General features: G+C 36.6%; 21 protein-coding genes. 7 read left to right on the top strand and 14 right to left on the bottom strand.

Going from position 1 to position 20,066, the window contains the following annotated elements:
* Nucleotides 1-11 precede the first annotated feature (11 nt).
* From C8N28_RS07990 to C8N28_RS07965, 6 genes are all read right to left on the bottom strand, one after another.
* Complete coding sequence (locus C8N28_RS07990; protein WP_246012775.1) at nucleotides 12-338, bottom strand: metal-sulfur cluster assembly factor; 327 nt, start codon at nucleotides 336-338, stop codon at nucleotides 12-14.
* The gene (locus C8N28_RS07985; protein WP_132223512.1) at nucleotides 338-1,594 is read right to left on the bottom strand and encodes a hypothetical protein; all 1,257 of its coding nucleotides are present in this window, start codon (nucleotides 1,592-1,594) and stop codon (nucleotides 338-340) included. The genes C8N28_RS07990 and C8N28_RS07985 overlap by 1 nt, the downstream gene beginning before the upstream one ends.
* 9 nt (nucleotides 1,595-1,603) lie before the next feature.
* Nucleotides 1,604-2,077, bottom strand: a complete 474-nt coding sequence (locus C8N28_RS07980; protein WP_132223509.1) for a hemerythrin domain-containing protein — start codon at nucleotides 2,075-2,077, stop codon at nucleotides 1,604-1,606.
* A 34-nt stretch (nucleotides 2,078-2,111) separates the two neighbouring features.
* Nucleotides 2,112-3,050, bottom strand: a complete 939-nt coding sequence (ric, locus tag C8N28_RS07975; protein WP_132223506.1) for an iron-sulfur cluster repair di-iron protein — start codon at nucleotides 3,048-3,050, stop codon at nucleotides 2,112-2,114.
* Between the two features lie 197 nt (nucleotides 3,051-3,247).
* The gene (locus tag C8N28_RS07970) at nucleotides 3,248-3,691 is read right to left on the bottom strand and encodes a group III truncated hemoglobin (RefSeq protein WP_246012774.1); all 444 of its coding nucleotides are present in this window, start codon (nucleotides 3,689-3,691) and stop codon (nucleotides 3,248-3,250) included.
* A gap of 12 nt (nucleotides 3,692-3,703) precedes the next feature.
* Nucleotides 3,704-4,135 (bottom strand): RrF2 family transcriptional regulator, encoded by a 432-nt coding sequence (locus tag C8N28_RS07965; protein WP_132223503.1) that lies wholly within the window; start codon nucleotides 4,133-4,135, stop codon nucleotides 3,704-3,706.
* A gap of 221 nt (nucleotides 4,136-4,356) precedes the next feature.
* Between C8N28_RS07965 and C8N28_RS07960 the strand changes: the two genes are divergently transcribed.
* Nucleotides 4,357-4,824, top strand: coding sequence for a copper resistance protein NlpE N-terminal domain-containing protein (locus C8N28_RS07960; protein WP_132223500.1), 468 nt, complete (start codon nucleotides 4,357-4,359; stop codon nucleotides 4,822-4,824).
* 26 nt (nucleotides 4,825-4,850) lie between these two features.
* Here the strand turns inward: C8N28_RS07960 and C8N28_RS07955 are convergent, their stop codons facing one another.
* Complete coding sequence (locus C8N28_RS07955; protein ID WP_132223497.1) at nucleotides 4,851-6,644, bottom strand: M61 family metallopeptidase; 1,794 nt, start codon at nucleotides 6,642-6,644, stop codon at nucleotides 4,851-4,853.
* Nucleotides 6,645-6,791: 147 nt separating this feature from the next.
* Here C8N28_RS07955 and C8N28_RS07950 point away from each other — a divergent pair, with 147 nt between their 5' ends.
* On the top strand, nucleotides 6,792-7,661 hold the full coding sequence (locus C8N28_RS07950) for an N-acetylglucosamine kinase (protein ID WP_132223495.1): 870 nt from the start codon (nucleotides 6,792-6,794) through the stop codon (nucleotides 7,659-7,661).
* Nucleotides 7,662-7,673: 12 nt separating this feature from the next.
* Nucleotides 7,674-8,186 carry a glutathione peroxidase gene (locus C8N28_RS07945; protein ID WP_132223492.1) on the top strand — a complete coding sequence of 171 codons (513 nt, stop codon included), beginning with the start codon at nucleotides 7,674-7,676 and terminating at the stop codon, nucleotides 8,184-8,186.
* 228 nt (nucleotides 8,187-8,414) lie between these two features.
* Here C8N28_RS07945 and C8N28_RS07940 read toward each other — a convergent pair whose 3' ends face one another.
* Nucleotides 8,415-8,978 (bottom strand): DNA-3-methyladenine glycosylase I, encoded by a 564-nt coding sequence (locus C8N28_RS07940; RefSeq protein ID WP_132223489.1) that lies wholly within the window; start codon nucleotides 8,976-8,978, stop codon nucleotides 8,415-8,417.
* The gene (locus tag C8N28_RS07935; RefSeq protein WP_132223487.1) at nucleotides 8,968-9,300 is read right to left on the bottom strand and encodes an MGMT family protein; all 333 of its coding nucleotides are present in this window, start codon (nucleotides 9,298-9,300) and stop codon (nucleotides 8,968-8,970) included. Before C8N28_RS07935 ends, C8N28_RS07940 begins: the two co-directional genes overlap by 11 nt.
* Nucleotides 9,301-9,438: 138 nt before the next feature.
* Here C8N28_RS07935 and C8N28_RS07930 point away from each other — a divergent pair, with 138 nt between their 5' ends.
* From C8N28_RS07930 to def, 4 genes are read left to right on the top strand one after another with little or no spacing between them, the layout of a single operon-like run.
* Nucleotides 9,439-10,161, top strand: coding sequence for a hypothetical protein (locus tag C8N28_RS07930; RefSeq protein ID WP_132223485.1), 723 nt, complete (start codon nucleotides 9,439-9,441; stop codon nucleotides 10,159-10,161).
* Between the two features lie 40 nt (nucleotides 10,162-10,201).
* Nucleotides 10,202-13,033, top strand: a complete 2,832-nt coding sequence (locus C8N28_RS07925) for a TonB-dependent receptor (RefSeq protein ID WP_132223482.1) — start codon at nucleotides 10,202-10,204, stop codon at nucleotides 13,031-13,033.
* 26 nt (nucleotides 13,034-13,059) lie between these two features.
* Nucleotides 13,060-14,301 carry a M16 family metallopeptidase gene (locus C8N28_RS07920; RefSeq protein WP_132223479.1) on the top strand — a complete coding sequence of 414 codons (1,242 nt, stop codon included), beginning with the start codon at nucleotides 13,060-13,062 and terminating at the stop codon, nucleotides 14,299-14,301.
* A 29-nt stretch (nucleotides 14,302-14,330) separates the two neighbouring features.
* Nucleotides 14,331-14,906: a peptide deformylase gene (gene def / locus C8N28_RS07915; RefSeq protein ID WP_132223477.1), complete on the top strand. Its 576-nt coding sequence runs from the start codon at nucleotides 14,331-14,333 to the stop codon at nucleotides 14,904-14,906.
* Between the two features lie 22 nt (nucleotides 14,907-14,928).
* On the opposite strand, the gene C8N28_RS07910 is transcribed toward def, so the two are convergent.
* The 5 genes from C8N28_RS07910 to C8N28_RS07890 all read right to left on the bottom strand — a co-directional run bounded on the left by C8N28_RS07910 (nucleotide 14,929) and on the right by C8N28_RS07890 (nucleotide 20,054).
* Nucleotides 14,929-15,303 carry a ribosome-binding factor A gene (locus C8N28_RS07910; protein WP_132223474.1) on the bottom strand — a complete coding sequence of 125 codons (375 nt, stop codon included), beginning with the start codon at nucleotides 15,301-15,303 and terminating at the stop codon, nucleotides 14,929-14,931.
* Nucleotides 15,304-15,348: 45 nt separating this feature from the next.
* The gene (gene hflX / locus C8N28_RS07905; protein WP_132223471.1) at nucleotides 15,349-16,530 is read right to left on the bottom strand and encodes a GTPase HflX; all 1,182 of its coding nucleotides are present in this window, start codon (nucleotides 16,528-16,530) and stop codon (nucleotides 15,349-15,351) included.
* A gap of 93 nt (nucleotides 16,531-16,623) precedes the next feature.
* On the bottom strand, nucleotides 16,624-18,720 hold the full coding sequence (gene recG, locus C8N28_RS07900) for an ATP-dependent DNA helicase RecG (protein WP_132223468.1): 2,097 nt from the start codon (nucleotides 18,718-18,720) through the stop codon (nucleotides 16,624-16,626).
* 17 nt (nucleotides 18,721-18,737) lie between these two features.
* Entirely contained in the window at nucleotides 18,738-19,673 is a 936-nt protein-coding gene (locus tag C8N28_RS07895) for an EamA family transporter (protein WP_132223465.1), read from the bottom strand.
* Complete coding sequence (locus C8N28_RS07890; RefSeq protein WP_132223462.1) at nucleotides 19,674-20,054, bottom strand: RidA family protein; 381 nt, start codon at nucleotides 20,052-20,054, stop codon at nucleotides 19,674-19,676.
* Nucleotides 20,055-20,066: the final 12 nt, after the last annotated feature.

The raw sequence follows: 20,066 nt of genomic DNA, 5'->3' as shown, positions 1-20,066 counted from the left end.
CCCCTCCTTGGTTAGAAGCCTAATTGTTCCCGACCAGCGGCAGAAACCTCTTCAACTGTCCACTGAGGTTCCCAAACAATATTAATGTCAACCTCCCGATCGGGAAAATCTTCATTTAAGACATTCCTAACTCCAAGACTGATAGCATCGCCCATTGGACAACCCGGAGTAGTTAAAGTCATTGTTATTATTATTTTACCTTCTAAGGAAAAATCAACATCGTATACCAGGCCCAGATCCATTATATTAACCATTAATTCGGGGTCTAATACATTGTACAGGGAATCCATTGCTTTATTCTTTTCTTGAAAAAACGGATCATTAATTTGCAGTTCCATTATATTATTTTTTTGTGTAAAAAGACTTTAGCTACATTAAATACATAAAGCAAGGCAACCACTATCCATATTAGAAGTCCAATCTTTATAATGATAATCTCTTCTATTAGTATGCCTAGAATTAACACTCCAAGGGCAGCAACAAAACACCAGAATTGATAAAATAAAAGCTTCTCGATATATAAATCTCTTGGGAGAGGCATATTCTTCTTACCATGCACATCTTTATAATGCATATTCCAGATGATGAAGGGAAGAGTTTTAAATGTTTTACCGAATATGATCGCACTAATCCACCCTAAGAATATAAATGTACCGTATAAAACGCTCCACTGGTTGCCAGATACCATTAATACTACCGGAATTAATATTAGCGCTATTATTAAAGAAACCATCGATATTAAAGCGTGACGCATTTGAATATCAACCTTCTTTTTCAATCGTTTCTTATATGCATCCTTTAAATATGCCAGCCAAAAAAGTATGCCGATTAGAATGAGTACATAATAAATAAAGACACGATCAGAAGCTCCAATAAAGAAATCATCAAGGAGAAAAGCAATTAAGCCCGTGTTCTGAAAAACAAAAGCTATCTTAAGTAGCCTGATCTTATCCGATTTACCAAATAAAAACATGGGGACGAGTTTAGAGCTCACCCCTGTAATCAATTGTAAAAACCATCCTGCAAAACCAATATGCGCGTGTAGCTTAAGGATTTCCAGGTGGTTGGTAGGAATATAAGGATAGTAAAGGTTTATCGCTAATAAAAGTCCGACTGTTACAGTAATAAACAACCAGAGGGCAGATGCCATTAAGAAAAGTTTCTGGATGGTAAGAATAGATTTTACAGCGGTTTTAAAAACATTAAAATTATAGAGTATTACAGCAATCAGAATGGCAGATCCGCCCGTAATCATAAATAGCCCTACTTCAAAAAACCAAAAAGAAGCAATCAATATTATTGAGCCTATGAGTAAAAACCAGAATGAAATAAAGGCCATTTTAGAACTGAATAACTCTTCTTCAAATATTACCGGCATAAGTTGATAAGCAGCACCAAAGATGATCATTGTTCCCCAACCAAGCGCAGCTGTATGCACCAACGCTAAAGTATGCGGATGAAAGAAATGTTCTTTGAAGCTATCGGCAGCGATAAACATAAGAATCGTTAGGATGAGAAAAAAGATAGTGCCCGCTCCATAAAATGGAAGGACAGCAGAGTTTCTTGGAGCCTTACCGATACCCATTGTTACCATAATAATTTATTATTTCCAGAACTCATCAGCAAAAGTATCCTGAGCTATTTCAGGTTGCAATTGCTTTATTTCTTTTCCTATTTCAATAAGTTTAGGCTCATCTATTGCTCTTTCTAAATGGGGGAAGAGCTCTCTTTCTTCAAACCTAACATGATTATCAACGAGGTTTGCAATTTTTAAAGCCAAAGAAGGAGCCTTCTCTATGCCAGAAGAGTTTAAAAGACGAACAGTTTCATTAATTTCATGATGTTCATCATAAGCTCTTTTAACGAATGCATCTTTTACTGTACTAAAAAGAACATCCTCTTCTTGAAAATGAGGAAGAAGATGTTCTTTCCAGAAATAATTAATATAATTTATAATCCGACTAATATCCACTTCCTTTTTGAGTCCATTTCTGATCTTCCAGCAAAACAACAGGCTGAAATGATGCTCTTTTGATAACTGAACAATGTGCTTGCTTCGCTTAATCGGCTTCTCCATAAAAATAATATTAATTATCGGTCCAACAATTCTCCTATTTCGTCTCTAAGGCAACAACCTTCGGAAATAAAATATTATTCTCTAAATGTATGTGTTTAAAAAGATCATCCTCAAATTCCTTTAGTTTCTCAAACAAGTAATTATAGGAGTTACAAGCATCTGCTGGTAATGTATAACCATTAGTTAGCTTACGTAAATACTTTAAATCATCACCTGCATGATCATGCTCAACATGCATGTTATCAATAATTGATTTGATGGAAGCCTGACTGGCTGAGCTGTCATTTTGATTTAAAACCAAGGATTTAATGGCAGGAAAAAGCACTTTCTCTTCTTTCTCGATATGTGATAATAAATCATTCATCAATGTATTTACCCGCTCTGCTAAAGATCCTAATTCTGGATGTTGAGGGCCATGACGTTGAGCAACCTTATCTGCTAAACCTAATATTACAGTTGCGTTATCTCGAATATATTGATGATGTGTATTAGCAATAAAGTCTGCAAGAAAATCTAATTTCCACTTGTTATAATCTTGAGAAGCAGATACCGTTACTGTATCAGCATCTTCTAATTCCTGCCTTAATTGCTCTTCAGAAATACCTGCTTCTTTACTCGCATCTTTTAAAGATTTTTCTCCACCACAGCAAAAGTCGATTCCAAGCTTTTTAAACACTTCCGCTTTACGGTAATCTTTAGCTGCAATAGAACCAACTGTCTCTACATTCTTTTCTTCATTAATTTTATTCTTAGCAATCTTAACTAACCAGGTACGAGGACCTTCTTCTAAATACTCCCAGGTAAATATTGCTCCTCTTTCTCCTAATAATTGGTAATAAAGAGGTTTCGGATCATGGTCATTATGAATAACAAAGCTTTCACCGGGTTTAAGTGCATCAAAATGTTCAAAAATTGTTGGATGTTTCAATCTAGGTTCAATTTGAGTAACATCCAGAGTTTCAGTTATGATCATGGCGTTTTTTATTTAAATTTTCATTAATTTATTAATTCAACTCAAAGCTAAAGATTATTTAAATAATAAAAGACAAATTCATCCTCTATTAAGAGCGAGAATCAAAACCCAAGCAATTTTTACAAATTATTGATAAATGATAATCAGGAATAAACCCTAAGAAGGAAACCTAAACAGGAAAAGGGGTTTATTAAAATCTAGAGTAAGTTCCTGAATTCGGTATTTTGATAATGTTTTATTTTCGTTTCAAACATAATCGCCATCTTATCTGCACGCCATTTAGCTTCGGTAGCAATTGTACCACTAAAAAGCTCATCAACTGTTTCATTAAACAGCTTCAGCCAGGTTTGAAAATGAATATGGTCTACCGGCAATTTAGCATGAGGAACAAATGGGCTCCCAAAATAAGTATGGTCTCCCAATAAAACTGTTTGCCAAAAGGTATACATCGTGTTCATATGGCTTGGCCATCGATCTTTTATAATACCATTAAAAATAGGGGCTAATAAAGCATCCTCACGGACTTTATCATAAAAGATATCAACCAACCTCTTAATATCTTCCAGATCCTTAATATCTTCTAAATTTGAAGCATCCTTTACACCTTCCATAATATCTTTCTTTATTGTATTATTATCCAATCTTCACAGGAATTAAAATAACTTCAAATAAGTTAAATTCTCTTTTAAAAGCTCACTAAACTCGCTAAGCTTAGAAGAATGTAACATAAGTGAAATGTCGTTGCGGATCTTTTTAAAATCATGGTGTATAGGACAGGGGCGCTCTTCTGAACAATAACCAAGCCCCAGGCCACAATTGTTAAAAAGCTTATCTCCATCAATAGCTTTAACTATATCCGCCAAGGTAACCGTTGAATCCTTCTCAATAAAGAATCCGCCATTTGGACCTTTAAAAGACATGACTAAATTCTTCCGGCCTAAATCTTGCAATATTTTAGCTATAAAGTGCTCGGGTGAATCAATACCTTTAGACACTTCTTTTACACCGACTTTAACTCCCTCACTTGATTTCTGAGAGATAAAAATCATCGCACGTATACCATACTCACAAGTTTTTGAGAACATTTTTATCTATGATTTTATAGTTATTCCCAAAATTAAGCATTTTTTAACAAAAGAGTTTCTTATCTTCTATTGCAAGCAAACAAAAATTACTAAATAAATTATAAATCTTGTTATACGGAGCCAAATACATCCATCATCTAAATACTAAAAATAGAACTTAAACGTTTTGATAATTGTTTTCCGTGATAAAATACTATGGTATATTTAAAAAACTTGATTGAATGAAGAAATACCTACTTTTCATATTAATTATTAACGTTGTATTGTTAGGCAGCTGCTCTTCAAAAAAAGCTTTTACTGAAAGCAACAATCCTGCAGTTATTAATACTGAAGAAACTCAATGGAAGCCACACGGGCCTTTATTTTTCATTGCACCAGAAGGAAAATATAAAGGAGCAATACCTTGCAAAGATTGTCCGGGAATCGAAGTATCCTTAGATTTTAAAGACGATAATTCAGTAGTTAAAACGATGCGATATATTCAAAGCACGAACAAGAATGCAAAAGATGTTGGCACATGGGTGGTCACTTCAAATAATATAATCCAGGTTTCTTATTCTCAAAAAACTGCCCCACAAGAGTATTATAAAGCCCAAAGCGGAGGGCATCTGATTATGCTGAATGATAAGAAGGAACTCAATATCAACCCTTCGCAAGCACAATTTTTCATTTTCAATCCGGATAAATAAAAAATTAGCAGCAAATTATACGCTCGTTAATCAGGCTCTAACGCAAGCCAGATTTCTCTTAACTTGGCTTGCTCTGGTGTAACAGTTGATAATGGACGAATAAGGTAATCTGCTTTTTCGCTTGCCGAAAGAATAAGATCCAGCTCTTTAATGATTCCATCTCTTGAAACTATTACATGAAGCTTATCACCTACCATTGAACCAGCCAGAATGCGGTCAAGCTCTTTTCCTACATCATCAATGCGATAGCCATTCACAGCAATCAACTCATCATTAACATTAATGCCAGCATCCCATGCTCCACTACCTCTATTAACCGACATTACTTTATGGTTTGAAAGTCTAACACCAAATTCAGGAATGGAACGGCCTTCTAACTGGTTAACTAATTCCAGTCCAACATTATTCAGGTAGGTATTATAATCAATAGGTTTTGCCTCATTAACATATTCATATATATCATCTATAGAAACTCCTGCAACCTTTTCGACCATTTGTTTAAACTCCTGATCAGTAAACCCGCGACCCAACCTTTGATAGTATTCATCATACATGGCTTTCATAATATCGTCCAACCCTTTAGCTCCCTCAGTAGCATGCAATGTTTTCAGATCAATTAACATCCCAATCAATGCTCCTTTATTATAATAAGACACCATTGTATTTATTGAATTCTCATCAGGACGATACTGCTTTATCCAGGCATCAAAACTCGAAAGACTTAAAGGCTGCACCAAATTACCAGCTCTGTTTTCAACAGTCTCTATATCTGCTGTTAAAATCTTCAAATAAGCAGATTCATCATAGAACCCTGCTCTACGTAATATTAAATTATCGTAATAAGCTGTAAAGCCTTCAGAAACCCAAAGATTAGTAGTGTAGTTTTCCTCATTATAGTTAAAAGGACCTAAAGCTTCGGGCCTCAATCTTTTAACATTCCAAACATGAAAATACTCATGAGCAACCAAGCCTAAAAATCCCAAATAACCGTTCTGGTTCTGATAATTAAAACGAGAAGCGCCCAATACTGTTGAATTCAGATGTTCTAATCCCCCACCGCCAGAAGCATAATTATGAACAATAAATACATATCGTTTATTAGGATTAACTCCAAAAACCTCCGTTTCATACTCGATGATTTTTGCCATATCCTTCTTTAATCGCTCCTTATCATAATTACCCTCACCTACCATTGCAACTTCATGATTTACTCCAGCTGCCATAAACTCAAAAACATCCTGATTACCCACCTCTATAGGAGAGTCGAATAATATATCAAAGTCTGGTGCGAAAAAAGTATTTGGTTTTTCTTTTACAACATCCAATCCAGTAGAGATCTTTGTCCAGCTTTTGTATGGATTTACCTTTACTTCCACAGGTTGTTTAATGAATCCATCTACATACATAAAGATTCCAGTAGGAGAAAGGAAGGCATGGCTATCATTTACAAAACTGGTCCGTACAGATACTTCAAAAGCATAAACCCGATAATTTACAATTATTTTACCCTCATTACCAGTCTCAACCCTCCATGTATTCTTATCTATTTTATGACTGGCAAGCACCTTCTTATCATTAGATTCAGCAGAAAAGCTTTCTACATTTTTAGGAAATTCGCGGATTAAATAGGATCCTGGTGCCCAAACCGGCATCTTTAAATCTAAAAATTTCCCTTTAAATCCGGATAGCTCCATCTTAACTTCAACATAATGAGCTTGAGGTTCTTTAAATGATATTTCAAAAGATATTTTTCTTTGGGCATTCGCTAGCGATACAGTAGTCATCATAGATAGAAGTAAAAAAACAAAACGGATTTTCATAGTCTTTGTTAAAACAGAATAAACAATTAGCTAATCATTCGAATCTCAAATTTAGTACTTTCTTCTCTATATCGTTTAAAACCTGAATGAATAGACGAAAATAAATCTAAATTAATTTGTAAATTTGATACTCTACAAACATTTATTATGATTATAGTTGTCGATAGCGGTTCTTATAAGTCTGATTGGATGTTTACCCCTCCAAATTCAGAACCTTTAACATATAGAACAGTAGGGATCAATCCTTTTTTCACTCCTGAGAAAGAAATTATCAAGATTATACAGCATTTTAAAGAAATAACTCCTTATATCGAAGATGTTACAGAGATATATTTCTTCGGTTCAGGGTGCACTTCTCCAGACCGTCGTGAAATAATTTCCAATGCGGTTTCATTTGTTTTTAAAAATGCATTTGTTTCAGTAGATACTGACCTAATAGGATCTGCATATGCCACCTGTGGAAATATTCCCGGCCTTATAAGCACCATGGGAACCGGCTCTAATATTACATTCTTCGATGGAAGAGCTGTTCAACCCAATAAGCACGGCACAGGCTTCATCCTCGGCGACGTAGGATCAGGGGCATGGTTTGGTAAGAAGTTAATTACAAATTACTTATACGATCTTTTACCTTCAGAATTAAGCATCGATTTTGGTTCAGACTATGAAGTAAGCAAAGAAATCGTAATGAACAAGGTTTACCAGGAACCAAGCCCTAATACCTATTTAGCTTCATTCGCTCCCTTTATGGCCAAACATATAGAGCATCCCTTCATTTCTAGCTTATTGCATCAAGGTTTCGAAGAGTTTGTAAAAACAAACATCTTTAGCTATCCCGACTTCCATAATCATAACTGCCATTTTGTAGGTGCAATCGCTTATTTTTATAAAAAACAATTACGAACGGTATGCGAAATGAATGGCATAAAAGTAGGAAAGATTATTCGCCAGCCTATTCAGGATTTATATGCATATGTTTTAGAAAAAGAAGCACAAGAACAGAACTTAACAATTTAAACAATAATAAAAATGAAAACTTTAATGATTCTTCTCAGTTTATTTATTACAAATCCCCCCGAAAGTATTTACCAATTTAAAATGGAAAGCATAGACGGGCAAACAATTGATCTATCTCAATTTAAAGGGAAAAAAATTCTAGTTGTAAATACTGCATCTAAATGCGGGTATACCCCTCAATATAAGGGTTTGGAAGAACTATCGCAGAAGTATAAAGACGATCTGGTAGTAATAGGTGTTCCTGCCAATAATTTTGGCGGACAAGAGCCTGGTGCTAATGACGAAATACAAACCTTCTGTGAAGAAAACTATGGTGTAACGTTTCTTCTAACAGAAAAAACAAGTGTTAAAGGCGATGATATCAATGCATTATTCGACTATCTGACCAGCGCGCAAAATCCTGACTTTACAGGTGAAATCAAATGGAACTTTGAAAAGTTCTTAATTGATGAAAACGGCAAGCTAATTCATAGATTCAGATCGGATGTAGAACCGATGTCTGCAGCGATTCTCGCAAACCTATAAAAGACAAGACCCCTGTGATGAGCAGGGGTCTTGAACTAACCAATTATAAACCTAAATTATTAAAAATACTATAAAAACTTTATCGCGAAAGATGCCTCCTTTTTGATAGTGTAAAAGTAACACTAAGTATCCAACTTTCCAAATCTTTTTTACATTTAATTTAAGGCATTGCAAAAAAGCATTGAATCTTCTTTCTAATAGAGATAGACAAGAAGATTCAATGCTTTTTTATTTAAAAGAACAAGCGCTATCATGGTCATTAACCATGCCTACTGCTTGCATAAATGCATAACACGTTACCGGCCCAAAGAATTTCATCCCTCGTTTCTTTAAATCCTTAGAGATATTGATTGATTCTTTTGAAGTAGTTGGAATGTCCTTCATACCTTTAGGATTATTCAGAATGGAGACTCCGCCAGGCATAAAAGAATATAAATATTTATAGAATGAGCCAAACTCCTGCTTAATATTTAAGAAGATCTTCGCATTATTAATGGCAGATTGCACCTTCGCTCTATTCCTTATAATGCCCGGGTCTTTAAGTATTTCTTCAACATCCTTTTCTGTAAAGTTTGCTACTGTTTCTGCATCAAACTCAGCGAAATTCTTTCGATAACCATCTCTTTTTCGAAGAATAGTTATCCAACTCAGTCCCGCTTGTGCCGACTCCAACACAAGGAACTCAAATAAAACACGATCATCTCCTACAATCTTACCCCATTCCTGATCATGATATTGCATATAAAGAGGGTCATTTCCACACCAGATACAACGATTCAAATTATTCTCCATAATTAGGTTCCCAAAATAAATTCTTAAAATCAACTACTCTGTCATTCTCTACAACAATTGATTCATTCTCTAATAATTGTTGCATCATATCCAATGAGCCAAAAGCAGCTTTACCCGACAACATGCCAACTCGGTTTACAACACGATGAGCTGGTATAGGTGGATAAACTCCTTGTGAAGCGCGTAAAGCATAACCTACCATTCGAGCAGAGCCAGCCGTTCCTAATGCTTTTGCTATTGCGCCATAAGATGTAACCCTGCCTTCTGGGATTTCACGCACTATTTTATAAACACGGTCATAAAAGGTTTCCTTCGTTAACATACCTTATAGTTTGTAACATATCATAGGTAAATGCGACAAAGGTTTAATGTAAACATAAATTATTAATGTAATATTTAATTTACAATTAAACTTATTTGCTTTACCTGCGTCCTAAAGACTCATAATACAAAAATACGAATGAATATCAGATTCATATACATTTTATTCCTAGGATTCATATCCTTAAACACGTTCGCTCAGGAAGCCCCAAAAACCGTCTGGGCAGATTCTATACATGTAGATGGAGATCTAACAGATTGGGGCAGTCAAACCTATTATACGTTCAAAGACCAAGACTTCAGCTATGCAATCGCAAATAATGCTGACTATCTATATATCGCGATTCGTGTTTTCAACAAGGCTCAACAGCTAAAAGCAATCTATAATGGTATCAGCGTTACTACCAATTTAGAGGCAAAAGAAAAAGACGGCCCAACAGTAATCTTTCCAATGCCAGACGTTGCTGCCCTCAGAGCAATGAACTCAAGAGAAGAATATGAAAGACCTGAAAATAATCGGGAAGCAGGCTTAAATTTAACTCGCGCGATATCTGTACATGGTTTCCCAACAATTGTTGATGGAAAGATCTCTTTAGAAAACAATTATGGGATAAAAGCTTCTGCTAAAATAGACTCTACAGATGATACTTTAATTTATGAAGCAGCAATCAGCCTAAAACAATTAAATATTAATAAAGATAAACCATTTGCACTTAATCTTCGGATTAATGACAGATCAAGCGTCCGATTCACAAATCGAAGCACCGATCTATATGGCCAATATACAGGAGCACGTTCTGGCGTGGTAACTAAAGTCGAACCGGGCGTCTGGAACATTCTCAAATTATCGAAATCAAACTAAACAAAAATCATATAAACTAAACATCCAACTTAAACAAATTATGCGCTCCTATTTAATCCTTTCAATTCTCCTGATCTTAGGATCCTCAGCTTTCGCACAAAACGGAAAGCAGGTAAGAGGAACCCTACAAGATTCAACAGGACAGAGTGTAATCGCGGCTTCGGTCAAACTAACTTCAGCAACAGACGACCTCACTACATCAAGCAATGCCAACGGCGAATTTCAATTCAGCCAGGTAAAAGCAGATAAATTTACAATCACAGTTACCAGCCTTGGCTATGAAACAAAAGTATTGCCCTCTCAATTTAGTGAAGGTAGCACAAACCTTAACTTAGGAAAAGTCATCGTCAATGAATCATCTCAGCTTTTACAAGCAGTAAATATTGACGGAACCCCCTTAATCGTGGTTAAAGAAGATACGCTGGAATATAGAGCAAGCAATTATCAGTTAAAGGATGGCGCTGTAACTGAAGATTTGTTGAAAAAGTTGGATGGAGTGGAAGTCGATAAAGACGGTAATGTAACTGCTCAAGGTCAGCAAATTACTCGTGTACGAATCAATGGGAAGGATTTCTTTGGTGGAGATGTGCAAACAGCAACCAAGAACTTACCTGCAGATGTTATTGAGAAAATTCAAATAATAGACGATTACGGTGATCAAGCCAACTTAACGGGGAATAGAACAGGAGATCCTGAAAGAGTATTAAATATCGAAATTGCTCCTTCAGCAAACAAAGGAGATTTTGGTCAATTTCGTGCCGGTGGAGGAACAGAGGATCGTTATCAGGCAACAGCTATGTTTAACTCCTTTGCAGATACTCGCCAGTTCTCATCATTAGCTAATTTAAATAACGTAAACGCATCCCTTTTTGATTTCAATACACAAGGTGGCGGAGCACGTAGAGGTCCAACCGGTGGTGGTGGTTTCGGTGGTGGTGGTGGTTTCGGAGGAAATCAAAGCGGATTAACCAATACAAGTTCAATTGGGTTAAACTACAGAAAAACATTCATGGACGAAAAGTTTACCACCTATGGTAGCTACAGTTACAGCCATGACGAAAATAATACCTTTAGCAACTCTTCAAACAAATATACTTACCCAGGTCAGGAAATCCTTAATCAAGATATTACCAACCAGGGAACTACTAGAAATAATCATCGATTAAACTGGAATTTTGAATATAAACCTAGTGCTACTAATTATTTCAAACTTTCTCCATCATTCTCATACGGTGGATCTGATGGTTCAACCACACAAAATTCACAATTCGCAACGAATGATGCATTAACAAATTCTGTTTCTAGAAATAATATCAATAATACAACTACTCCAAATATTGGTGTAAGCGGATTATTTAATCATAGAATCAGCGAAAATGGACGAAATGTTTTCGTGAACTTCTCCTTGAATTCTGCAAGTTCTGAGAGTGATAGAGATGAAATTGTAGATACGCACATTTATGGTGAAACTGAAAGCGATGAATACCAACGTCAGTTAATTGATTTAACAAACAAACGTTTAAATGGGGGTGCTTCCATTTCCTATATTGAGCCCTTGGGTAAAAACAGTAATTTAGAAGCTGAATACACGTATGACTTCTCTAATTATGATAATAACCGGATTGCCAATTCAGTAGATGCTGATGGAAATATTACCTATAATCCGGCATTAAGTAACATATATGATTACTCATTCATTAAAAGCAATATTAATCTAAACTATCGCTATAGAACAACTAAGGTCAATTATACGATTGGTGCCAGTGCTCAACCTTCAACCTTAAAAGGAAACACGGTAGATGTGGACGGAACAGCCATTAATTTTCAAAGAAAAGCCACCAATTTTGCTCCTATAGCGCGTTTCGAATATGTGTTCTCTAATTCTAAGAGACTAAGTTTTACTTATAACGGACGACCTACTGAACCAGGATATTCACAACTACAACCTGTTAGAGATATTTCTAACCCACAATTCCCGGTAGTGGGTAACCCTGAGTTAGCTGCAGAATTCTCGCATAACTTAAACTTGCGCTATAATAACTTTGACTTTGCTTCTGGAAATTCCTTCTTCGGGATGATCATGGCTACATTTACAAATGACAAAGTAGTATCTAATAGAATGCAAAGTATGGATCCGGTAAATGGTTTAGTTCAAGAAACTAGCTACTTAAATGCGAATGGTTATTATACCGCTCGTGGTTTCTATAACTATTCTAAACCTTTCTTAAAACGTAAATATGTAGTATCAATAAACGGATCGGCCAATTTCAACAACAACATTTCTTTTGCTAATAACGAAGAAAATATAGCTAAAAACTGGGTACTAAGCCAAGGATTGAATGTTAAAATAAATCCGAATGAATGGTTAGACGTAACTCCGGGTGTTCGCTACAGCTACAATACAACACAGAACTCTCTTAATGATCGGAATAACTCAAACATCAACACCTGGTCAATAGATTTAAATAGCAGAGTTTACTTCGTTCCTACTTTATTATGGGGATTAGATTTAAGTAAAATGTCAAATACCGGCTATGCACAGAATGTAGACGCTAATCCGTTAATTATAAATACATACGTTGAAAAACAATTTTTACCGGGCAACAGGGCTACTGTACGCTTACAAGCATATGATCTTTTAAATGAACAGGTAAATATCTCCAGAAGTATTACTGAAAACAGCCAGCTTGATAGCCGTAGTAATCGCTTAGCTCGTTACTTTATGTTAACGCTGTCTTATAGATTTCAAAACTTTGCCGGAGGAAGCACTCCTCCAAATAATCAACAAGGTCCGGGTGGAAGACCACAAGGGCCAGGTCCTGGCGGTTTTAGACCAGGTGGCGGCATGGGTGGCCCAGGTGGAGGAGGCTAATCTTTTTTGCTACCTTTGCATCCGCAATGGATTATCACCTCTTTACTTTAACAAATGGGCTTCGGGTTGTTTTCAAACCCGAAGCCTTACCTATAGCTCATGCCTGCATTGTAATTAATGCAGGAACGCGTGACGAATCACCCGAGCAATATGGCATAGCCCATTTCACGGAACACCTCATTTTCAAGAAAACCAGTAAAAGGAGTACCAACCAGATATTAAACAGGCTGGAACTGGTAGGAGCCGATCTTAACGCCTATACTACCAAAGAATATACCTGCATTCATGCATCCTTCTTAAATGAACATTTAAATAGAACATTAGATCTGTTTGAAGATATTGTCTTCCATTCTACCTTCCCTGAAAACGAAATCGAAAAAGAGAAAGGAATTATATTAGATGAGATCGCATCTTATCAAGACAGTCCCGAAGATGCCATTGCAGACGATTTCGAAGACCTTATCTATACCGATCACGAATTAGGGCATAACATATTAGGAGAAGAAAAGAGTCTGGTTGGCTTAAGCAAAAAAGATTTCGAAAACTTCGCTAAGGATTATTACCAACCCGAAAACATGGTCATTGGCATTACAGGTAATTATTCTTTCAACAAAATAAAAAAGATCGTTGAAAAATATTACGGCGAGCTTCCAAACCATACTCATAAACAAAAGAGAACTTCACCTTTAGTAAGCCCTCCCAAAAAACTTATTCTTGACAGGCCCATTAATCAAGTCCATTATATGTTAGGATGCACGGGATATTCCATGCACGATCCTAAGAAAACCGGGCTAATGGTATTAAACAATATGCTTGGCGGAATAGGGATGAGCTCCAGGTTAAACCTTGAAATAAGAGAAAAACACGGAATAGCTTATACTATTGAATCCAATTACACAACCTATTCTGACACAGGGATCTTCAGCGTGTACTTCGGCACGGAAACAGATAAAATGCAACGGGCATATAAACTCGTATTAAAAGAATTCAAGAAACTTCGTGATAAAAAACTAAGCGCAATTCAACTCAAGCAATCAAAAAACAAATTCATTGGTCAGATTGCACTGGGAGAAGAAAACCGGATTGCATTAATTATAGCGATGGCAAAAAACATAATCGATTATGGTGATGTTGAGACGCTTCCAAAGATATATGAACGAATAAACAAGGTTACAGCTGAAGAGATCTGGGATATTTCAAATGAGATTTTAGACCCCAATAATTTAAACTCATTAGTTTTCCAGCCTGACTTGGATGAAATTTCGTAATTTTGCAATTATTTAGGAATACGAGATAAATGAAATTACCCATAATTGCTTACGGAGATCCGGTATTACGCCAAAAGGCAAAAGAAATAGACTCAGACTATCCCAATTTAGATACCTTGATTAAGGATATGTTTGAAACCATGTATGCTGCTTCGGGAGTAGGTTTAGCTGCACCGCAAATAGGATTGCCTATTCGCTTATTTGTAATAGACGCCTCACCCTACGAAGAAGATGAACCCATCTTAAAAGACTTTAAGAAAGTATTTATCAATGCAGAGATCATTGAAGAAACCGGTGAAAACTGGATTTCAAACGAGGGTTGCTTAAGCATCCCCGATATTCGTGAAGATATTGCCAGACAACCTACAATCACCATTAATTATTTGGATGAAAACTGGGAAGAACATGAAGAAACTTACAGTGGTTTAGGGGCAAGAATTATACAACACGAATACGACCATATTGAAGGTAAACTATTTACCGACAAACTAAGTCCGCTAAAAAAAGCCCTGATTAAAGGGAAGCTAGATGCAATTACCAAAGGTAAAGTAGATGTGGACTATAAAATGAAATTCCCTAATTTAAAGCGAAAAAAAAGGTTCTGATCACTCAGAACCTTTCATTAAGCTATTCATCCTCAGATTGCTTATCTTTATTGATCCCTTCAAAGAGCTTATCCATGTGCTCCATATAGTCGTTGCTGTCATCCACATAAAATTCCAATACAGGAATACTCTTTGTCTGGTTTCTTATACGCGTGCCTAATTTATAACGAACCTCATTCCCATGATTCCTGATTTTCTCAAGAGCTTCTTGTGGATCTTTTACAGGCAAAAAGCTCAGGTAAACCCTCGCAATACCCAAATCTGAAGTAATACGAACCCGGGTAACGGTTATCATTACTCCCGGCAACCAGGTGTTCCCTTCACGTAAGAAGATCTCTGCTAAATCTTGTTGAATAATCCCTGCAAAACGTTGCTGTCTTTTACTTTCTATGCCCATAATAATTTTTATTAATCTTAATATATCGAAATATTTCCAGCCAATCTAATACAGCAAACTATCATACGGGTAACGCTCGGTATGAATAGCCAACACATGCTCATAAATCAACTTCCTAAGTTCCTCTAAATTCTCTTTCTCGGTAGCAGAAATAAATATCGCCGGACTCTGGTTCCGCTTCATCCAGCTATTTTCAAAATCCTCAATCGTAAAAGATTGATCGCCTTCATCATCTTTCGTTCCCTGATAAGCATCAATTTTATTAAATATAGTAATGATCGTTTTATCAAGAACTCCCAGTTCTTTTAATGTTTCGTTAACAGCTGCAATCTGATCCTCAAAGTTATGATGAGAAATATCAACCACATGAAGCAATATATCTGCTTCCCTTACCTCATCAAGTGTTGATTTAAAGCATTCTACCAAGTGGTGAGGTAATTTCCTGATAAAACCAACTGTATCTGATAATAAGAACGGAAGATTATCAATTACAACCTTTCGAACGGTTGTATCCAGGGTTGCAAACAATTTATTCTCCGCAAAAACATCCGATTTAGAAAGCATGTTCATAATGGTCGATTTACCAACATTGGTATATCCTACCAGTGCAACACGCACCAATTGACCTCTATTCTTACGCTGAGTTTCATTTTGCCGATCAATACTTTTTAGCTTCTCCTTCAATAAAGAAACCTTATTTAATATCAATCGCCTATCCGTTTCTATCTGACTCTCTCCCGGGCCACGCATTCCAATTCCACCTCGCTGCCGCTCCAAATGAGTCCATAACCGTGTCAATCGAGGTAATAAGTATTGAAGCTGAGCTAATTCCACTTGCGTCTTTGCCTGTGCACTTTGTGCACGACGAGCAAATATATCCAGAATAAGATTACTCCTATCTAATATTTTAACCTGTAATTCCCGCTCAATATTCCTTAGCTGAGTAGGTGATAGCTCATCATCAAAAACAACAATATCTATCTCCTCAGCTTCTACATAAGCTTTAATTTCATCCAATTTTCCACTTCCAACAAAAGTAGCCCTATCAGGCTTTTGCATCTTTTGAACAAAAGTATGAACCGTTTCTCCGCCTGCCGTATCTACCAAAAAAGCCAATTCCTCTAAATATTCACGCTCCTGTTCTTCATTCTCACTGGGTGTTATAATCCCTACAAGAACAGCACGTTCAGGCTTAAGTGCTGTATCAAAAAATTTCTTTATCGCCATATTTATCATTAAAATTCATCCCCTAAAAAACCAAAATTCACGGGGAATGCAATATCCTATAGAGTGCTAACAAAAAGTAAAGATAGGTGTTTGTCAGGAAATTTTTTCCCACCCAATTCCAAACGAACTTTTAGACAAAAAGCTCCTAAGCAAACTATTCTTTTCAGAACCTAAAGTCGGGTCTTTCTCAAAAATATCAATCACTTCGTTTCTTGCCAATTGCAGCAATGCCTGGTCGGTAGCTAAATTCGCTAACTTAAGCTCCAGCACTCCACTTTGTTGCGTACCAGACAAATCTCCCGGTCCACGTAATTTCAAATCAGTTTCTGCAATCTCAAACCCATCGGTTGTCCTGACCATCGTCTGCATTCTGATTTTACTTTCTCTGCTCAGCTTCTCTTTGGTCATTAAAATACAAAATGATTGTTCAGGACCACGCCCAACCCGTCCGCGTAATTGATGGAGCTGCGAAAGGCCAAAACGTTCAGCATTTTCAATAACCATCACCGAAGCATTTGGAACGTTTACACCAACTTCTATTACCGTAGTAGCAACTAAAATCTGCGTTTCTCCCTTCACAAACCGATTCATCTCAAACTCCTTCTCTTTTGGAGTCATCTTACCATGTAAGATCCCAACTTTATAGACGGGCAATGGAAACTCGCGCTCTAAGAACTCCTTTCCAGCTTTAAGGTGCAAAAGATCTAATTTCTCACTCTCCTCAATCAATGGATATACCACATAAACCTGCCTTCCCTTAGCAATTTCCTCTCGAAGCATACCAAACATCCGCAGCCGGCTCCTTTCATGAAAATGCAAGGTAGAAATTGGCTTACGACCAGCTGGCAACTCATCAATCACTGAAATATCAAGATCGCCATATAAAGTCATCGCTAAAGTACGCGGAATAGGCGTAGCAGTCATTACAAGCATATGTGGCGGCACAGAATTCTTTTTCCATAACTTTGACCGTTGTTCAACTCCAAAGCGGTGTTGCTCATCTATAATAGCCAAACCCAGATTCTTAAACTTTACCTTATCTTCCAATAGCGCATGCGTGCCTATCAGAATGTCCAGGTCTCCATTTAATAAACCCTCATGAATAACTTTCCGGTCTTTCTGTTTTATAGAACCCGTTAATAAGGCAATACTTACTCTCTCAACGCCTAATAACTCTTTCAGCCCGGCATAATGCTGCTGAGCCAAAATCTCGGTCGGCGCCATCAAACATGCCTGATATCCATTATCAATTGCCAGCAGCATGGTCATCAAAGCAACAATCGTTTTCCCGCTACCTACATCTCCTTGCAACAAACGATTCATCTGTGCACCATACAACGTATCTTTTCTAATCTCTTTAATAACCCTTTTCTGGGCATTTGTTAATTGAAAAGGAAGCTTCTTCTCATAAAAGTCTGTAAAATGCTCCCCAACATTCTTAAGAACAGGCCCCTTAAACTTTTGATTATGTGCTACTTTAGTCTTTAATATTTTTAATTGCAAGAAGAAAAGCTCTTCGAATTTCAACCGATACAGAGATCGTTGAATGGAATCAGCATCATCCGGAAAATGAATTCCCCTTAAAGCCGAAGGCAAGTCTATCAACTTGTACTTAGTTAATATTTCATCAGGAAGTGTTTCATCAATATTATCCTTTAAGGCGCTAAACAAAGAAGAAACTAACCGCTGAATCCCCTTACTATCCAATGATAGTTTCTTTAACTTCTCCGTAGAAGCATAGACAGGTTGAAATTTAAGCCCTTGATTACTGCCCACATACAGTTCCATTTCAGGATGAGAAATGGAAATCTGATTATTAAACAAGCTTGGGCTTCCATAAATAACATATGCACTTCCAATGGTCAAATTCTTCTCAACCCATTTAATGCTTTGAAACCAAACCAGCTGTGCAATCCCTGTATCATCCTTCACATGAGCTACCAAACGTCGCGATCTACGATCACCCTGAATCTCAAAATTCAATAACCTGGCAATAAACTGCACACCTGGTTTAGTAGGATCTATTTGATTGATCTTAGAATAAACGCTTCTATCATTATATCGAAAGGGATAATAATATAATAGGTCCTCAAAAGTGAATACCGCTAATTCTTTATTTAAAATCTCAGCACGTTGCGGACCAACGCCTTTTAAATAGCCAATAGGGGTTCTCAAACTGAATTCCTGCACAATTAATCTCGATAAATTTAAATAGGTTCACGTTTAGCTAATTTACTAAAAATTTGTCGAATGAAAGCTGAGTTATACAGTACGATTGCTGCTAATAGCAATAAGTAAGCAAGGAATTGACCAATAGAAATAACCTCATTAAAATAGAAAACAGCAACTGCAAATGAAATTATCGGATTAATATAAATTAAAATCCCCATCGTGGCAGATGCAATACCGTTTAAAGCATACATACTTAAGAAGAGAGGTATAATAGTAAATACAATAGCTATCAATGCAATCATGCCCCAAAATAAAAGAGAAGAAGGGACAGGAGTGTCGCTCATAAAAGACATCGGCAAAACAATAAGCGAACAAATAACCAACTGAACAGCCAAAAAGTTAAACTTATCAATATCTCGCAAAACCCGCTGAATGATCATGTAAAAGGCATAGAATGAAGCAATCAAAATAGCCCAGAAAACCTCAATCAAAGATGTTTGAGCCAGCATAATCACACTCACCAAAGCCATGCTTAAGCTAATCCATTTAATTTTAGATAACTTCTCTTTCAAGATCAGGCAACCGGCAAGTGTAGTAATTAAGGGACATATTAAGTAGGCAAAAGCAGCCGATTTGATGCTTACATTATTTACAGCATAAATAAACGTAAACCAATTTCCCATAATAAGTACAGAAGACAGGACGAGAAGAAAGATTATCCGTTTCCTTTCCTTTGCGCTCATCTGTTTCATGCCTTCCCAATCTCGCTTCCAATCAGAGTATCTAAAAAGGAAAAGGAACATCCACACAAAAACAAATGAAAAGAAGATCCGAAAATATAAGATTGTATCAGCAGGCCAGGCTGCTATTAAACGAAGAGGTATAGCAAAAAAGCCCCATATGATATTTGCTGATAATCCGGCAATAAAGTAATTAAGCCGCGAATTATTTGCAGATGCGGATCCGCTCATCTACGATTTATACGCTATCACTGAAATCTCAACACGAACTTTCTTAGGCAACTCTTTAACAGCAACCGTTTCACGTGCAGGTGCATTCTCCGTAAAATACTCACCATATATTGCATTCACATCTGTGAACAAGCTCATATCCGATAAGAATATACTGGTTTTCACAATATCTTTATAATCACATCCGGTCTGTTGAAGGATAAAGCCTATATTCTTCATCACTTCTTTAGTTTCCAATGCAATATCTCCCGAAACAAGCTCTCCGGTAGCTGCCACCAATGGTATTTGTCCGGAAACATAAATGGTATTACCTGCTTTTACTGCTTGGTTATATGGACCGATCGGTGCCGGTGCAAGATCTGTATTGATTATTTCTTTCATTATCTGTGAATT

It is taken from the genome of Albibacterium bauzanense, assembly GCF_004339765.1.
Taxonomy (GTDB): Bacteria; Bacteroidota; Bacteroidia; order Sphingobacteriales; family Sphingobacteriaceae; genus Albibacterium; species Albibacterium bauzanense.
Note: the sequence above shows the minus strand (reverse complement) of the source record. Positions and strands in the feature narration are given on the sequence as shown.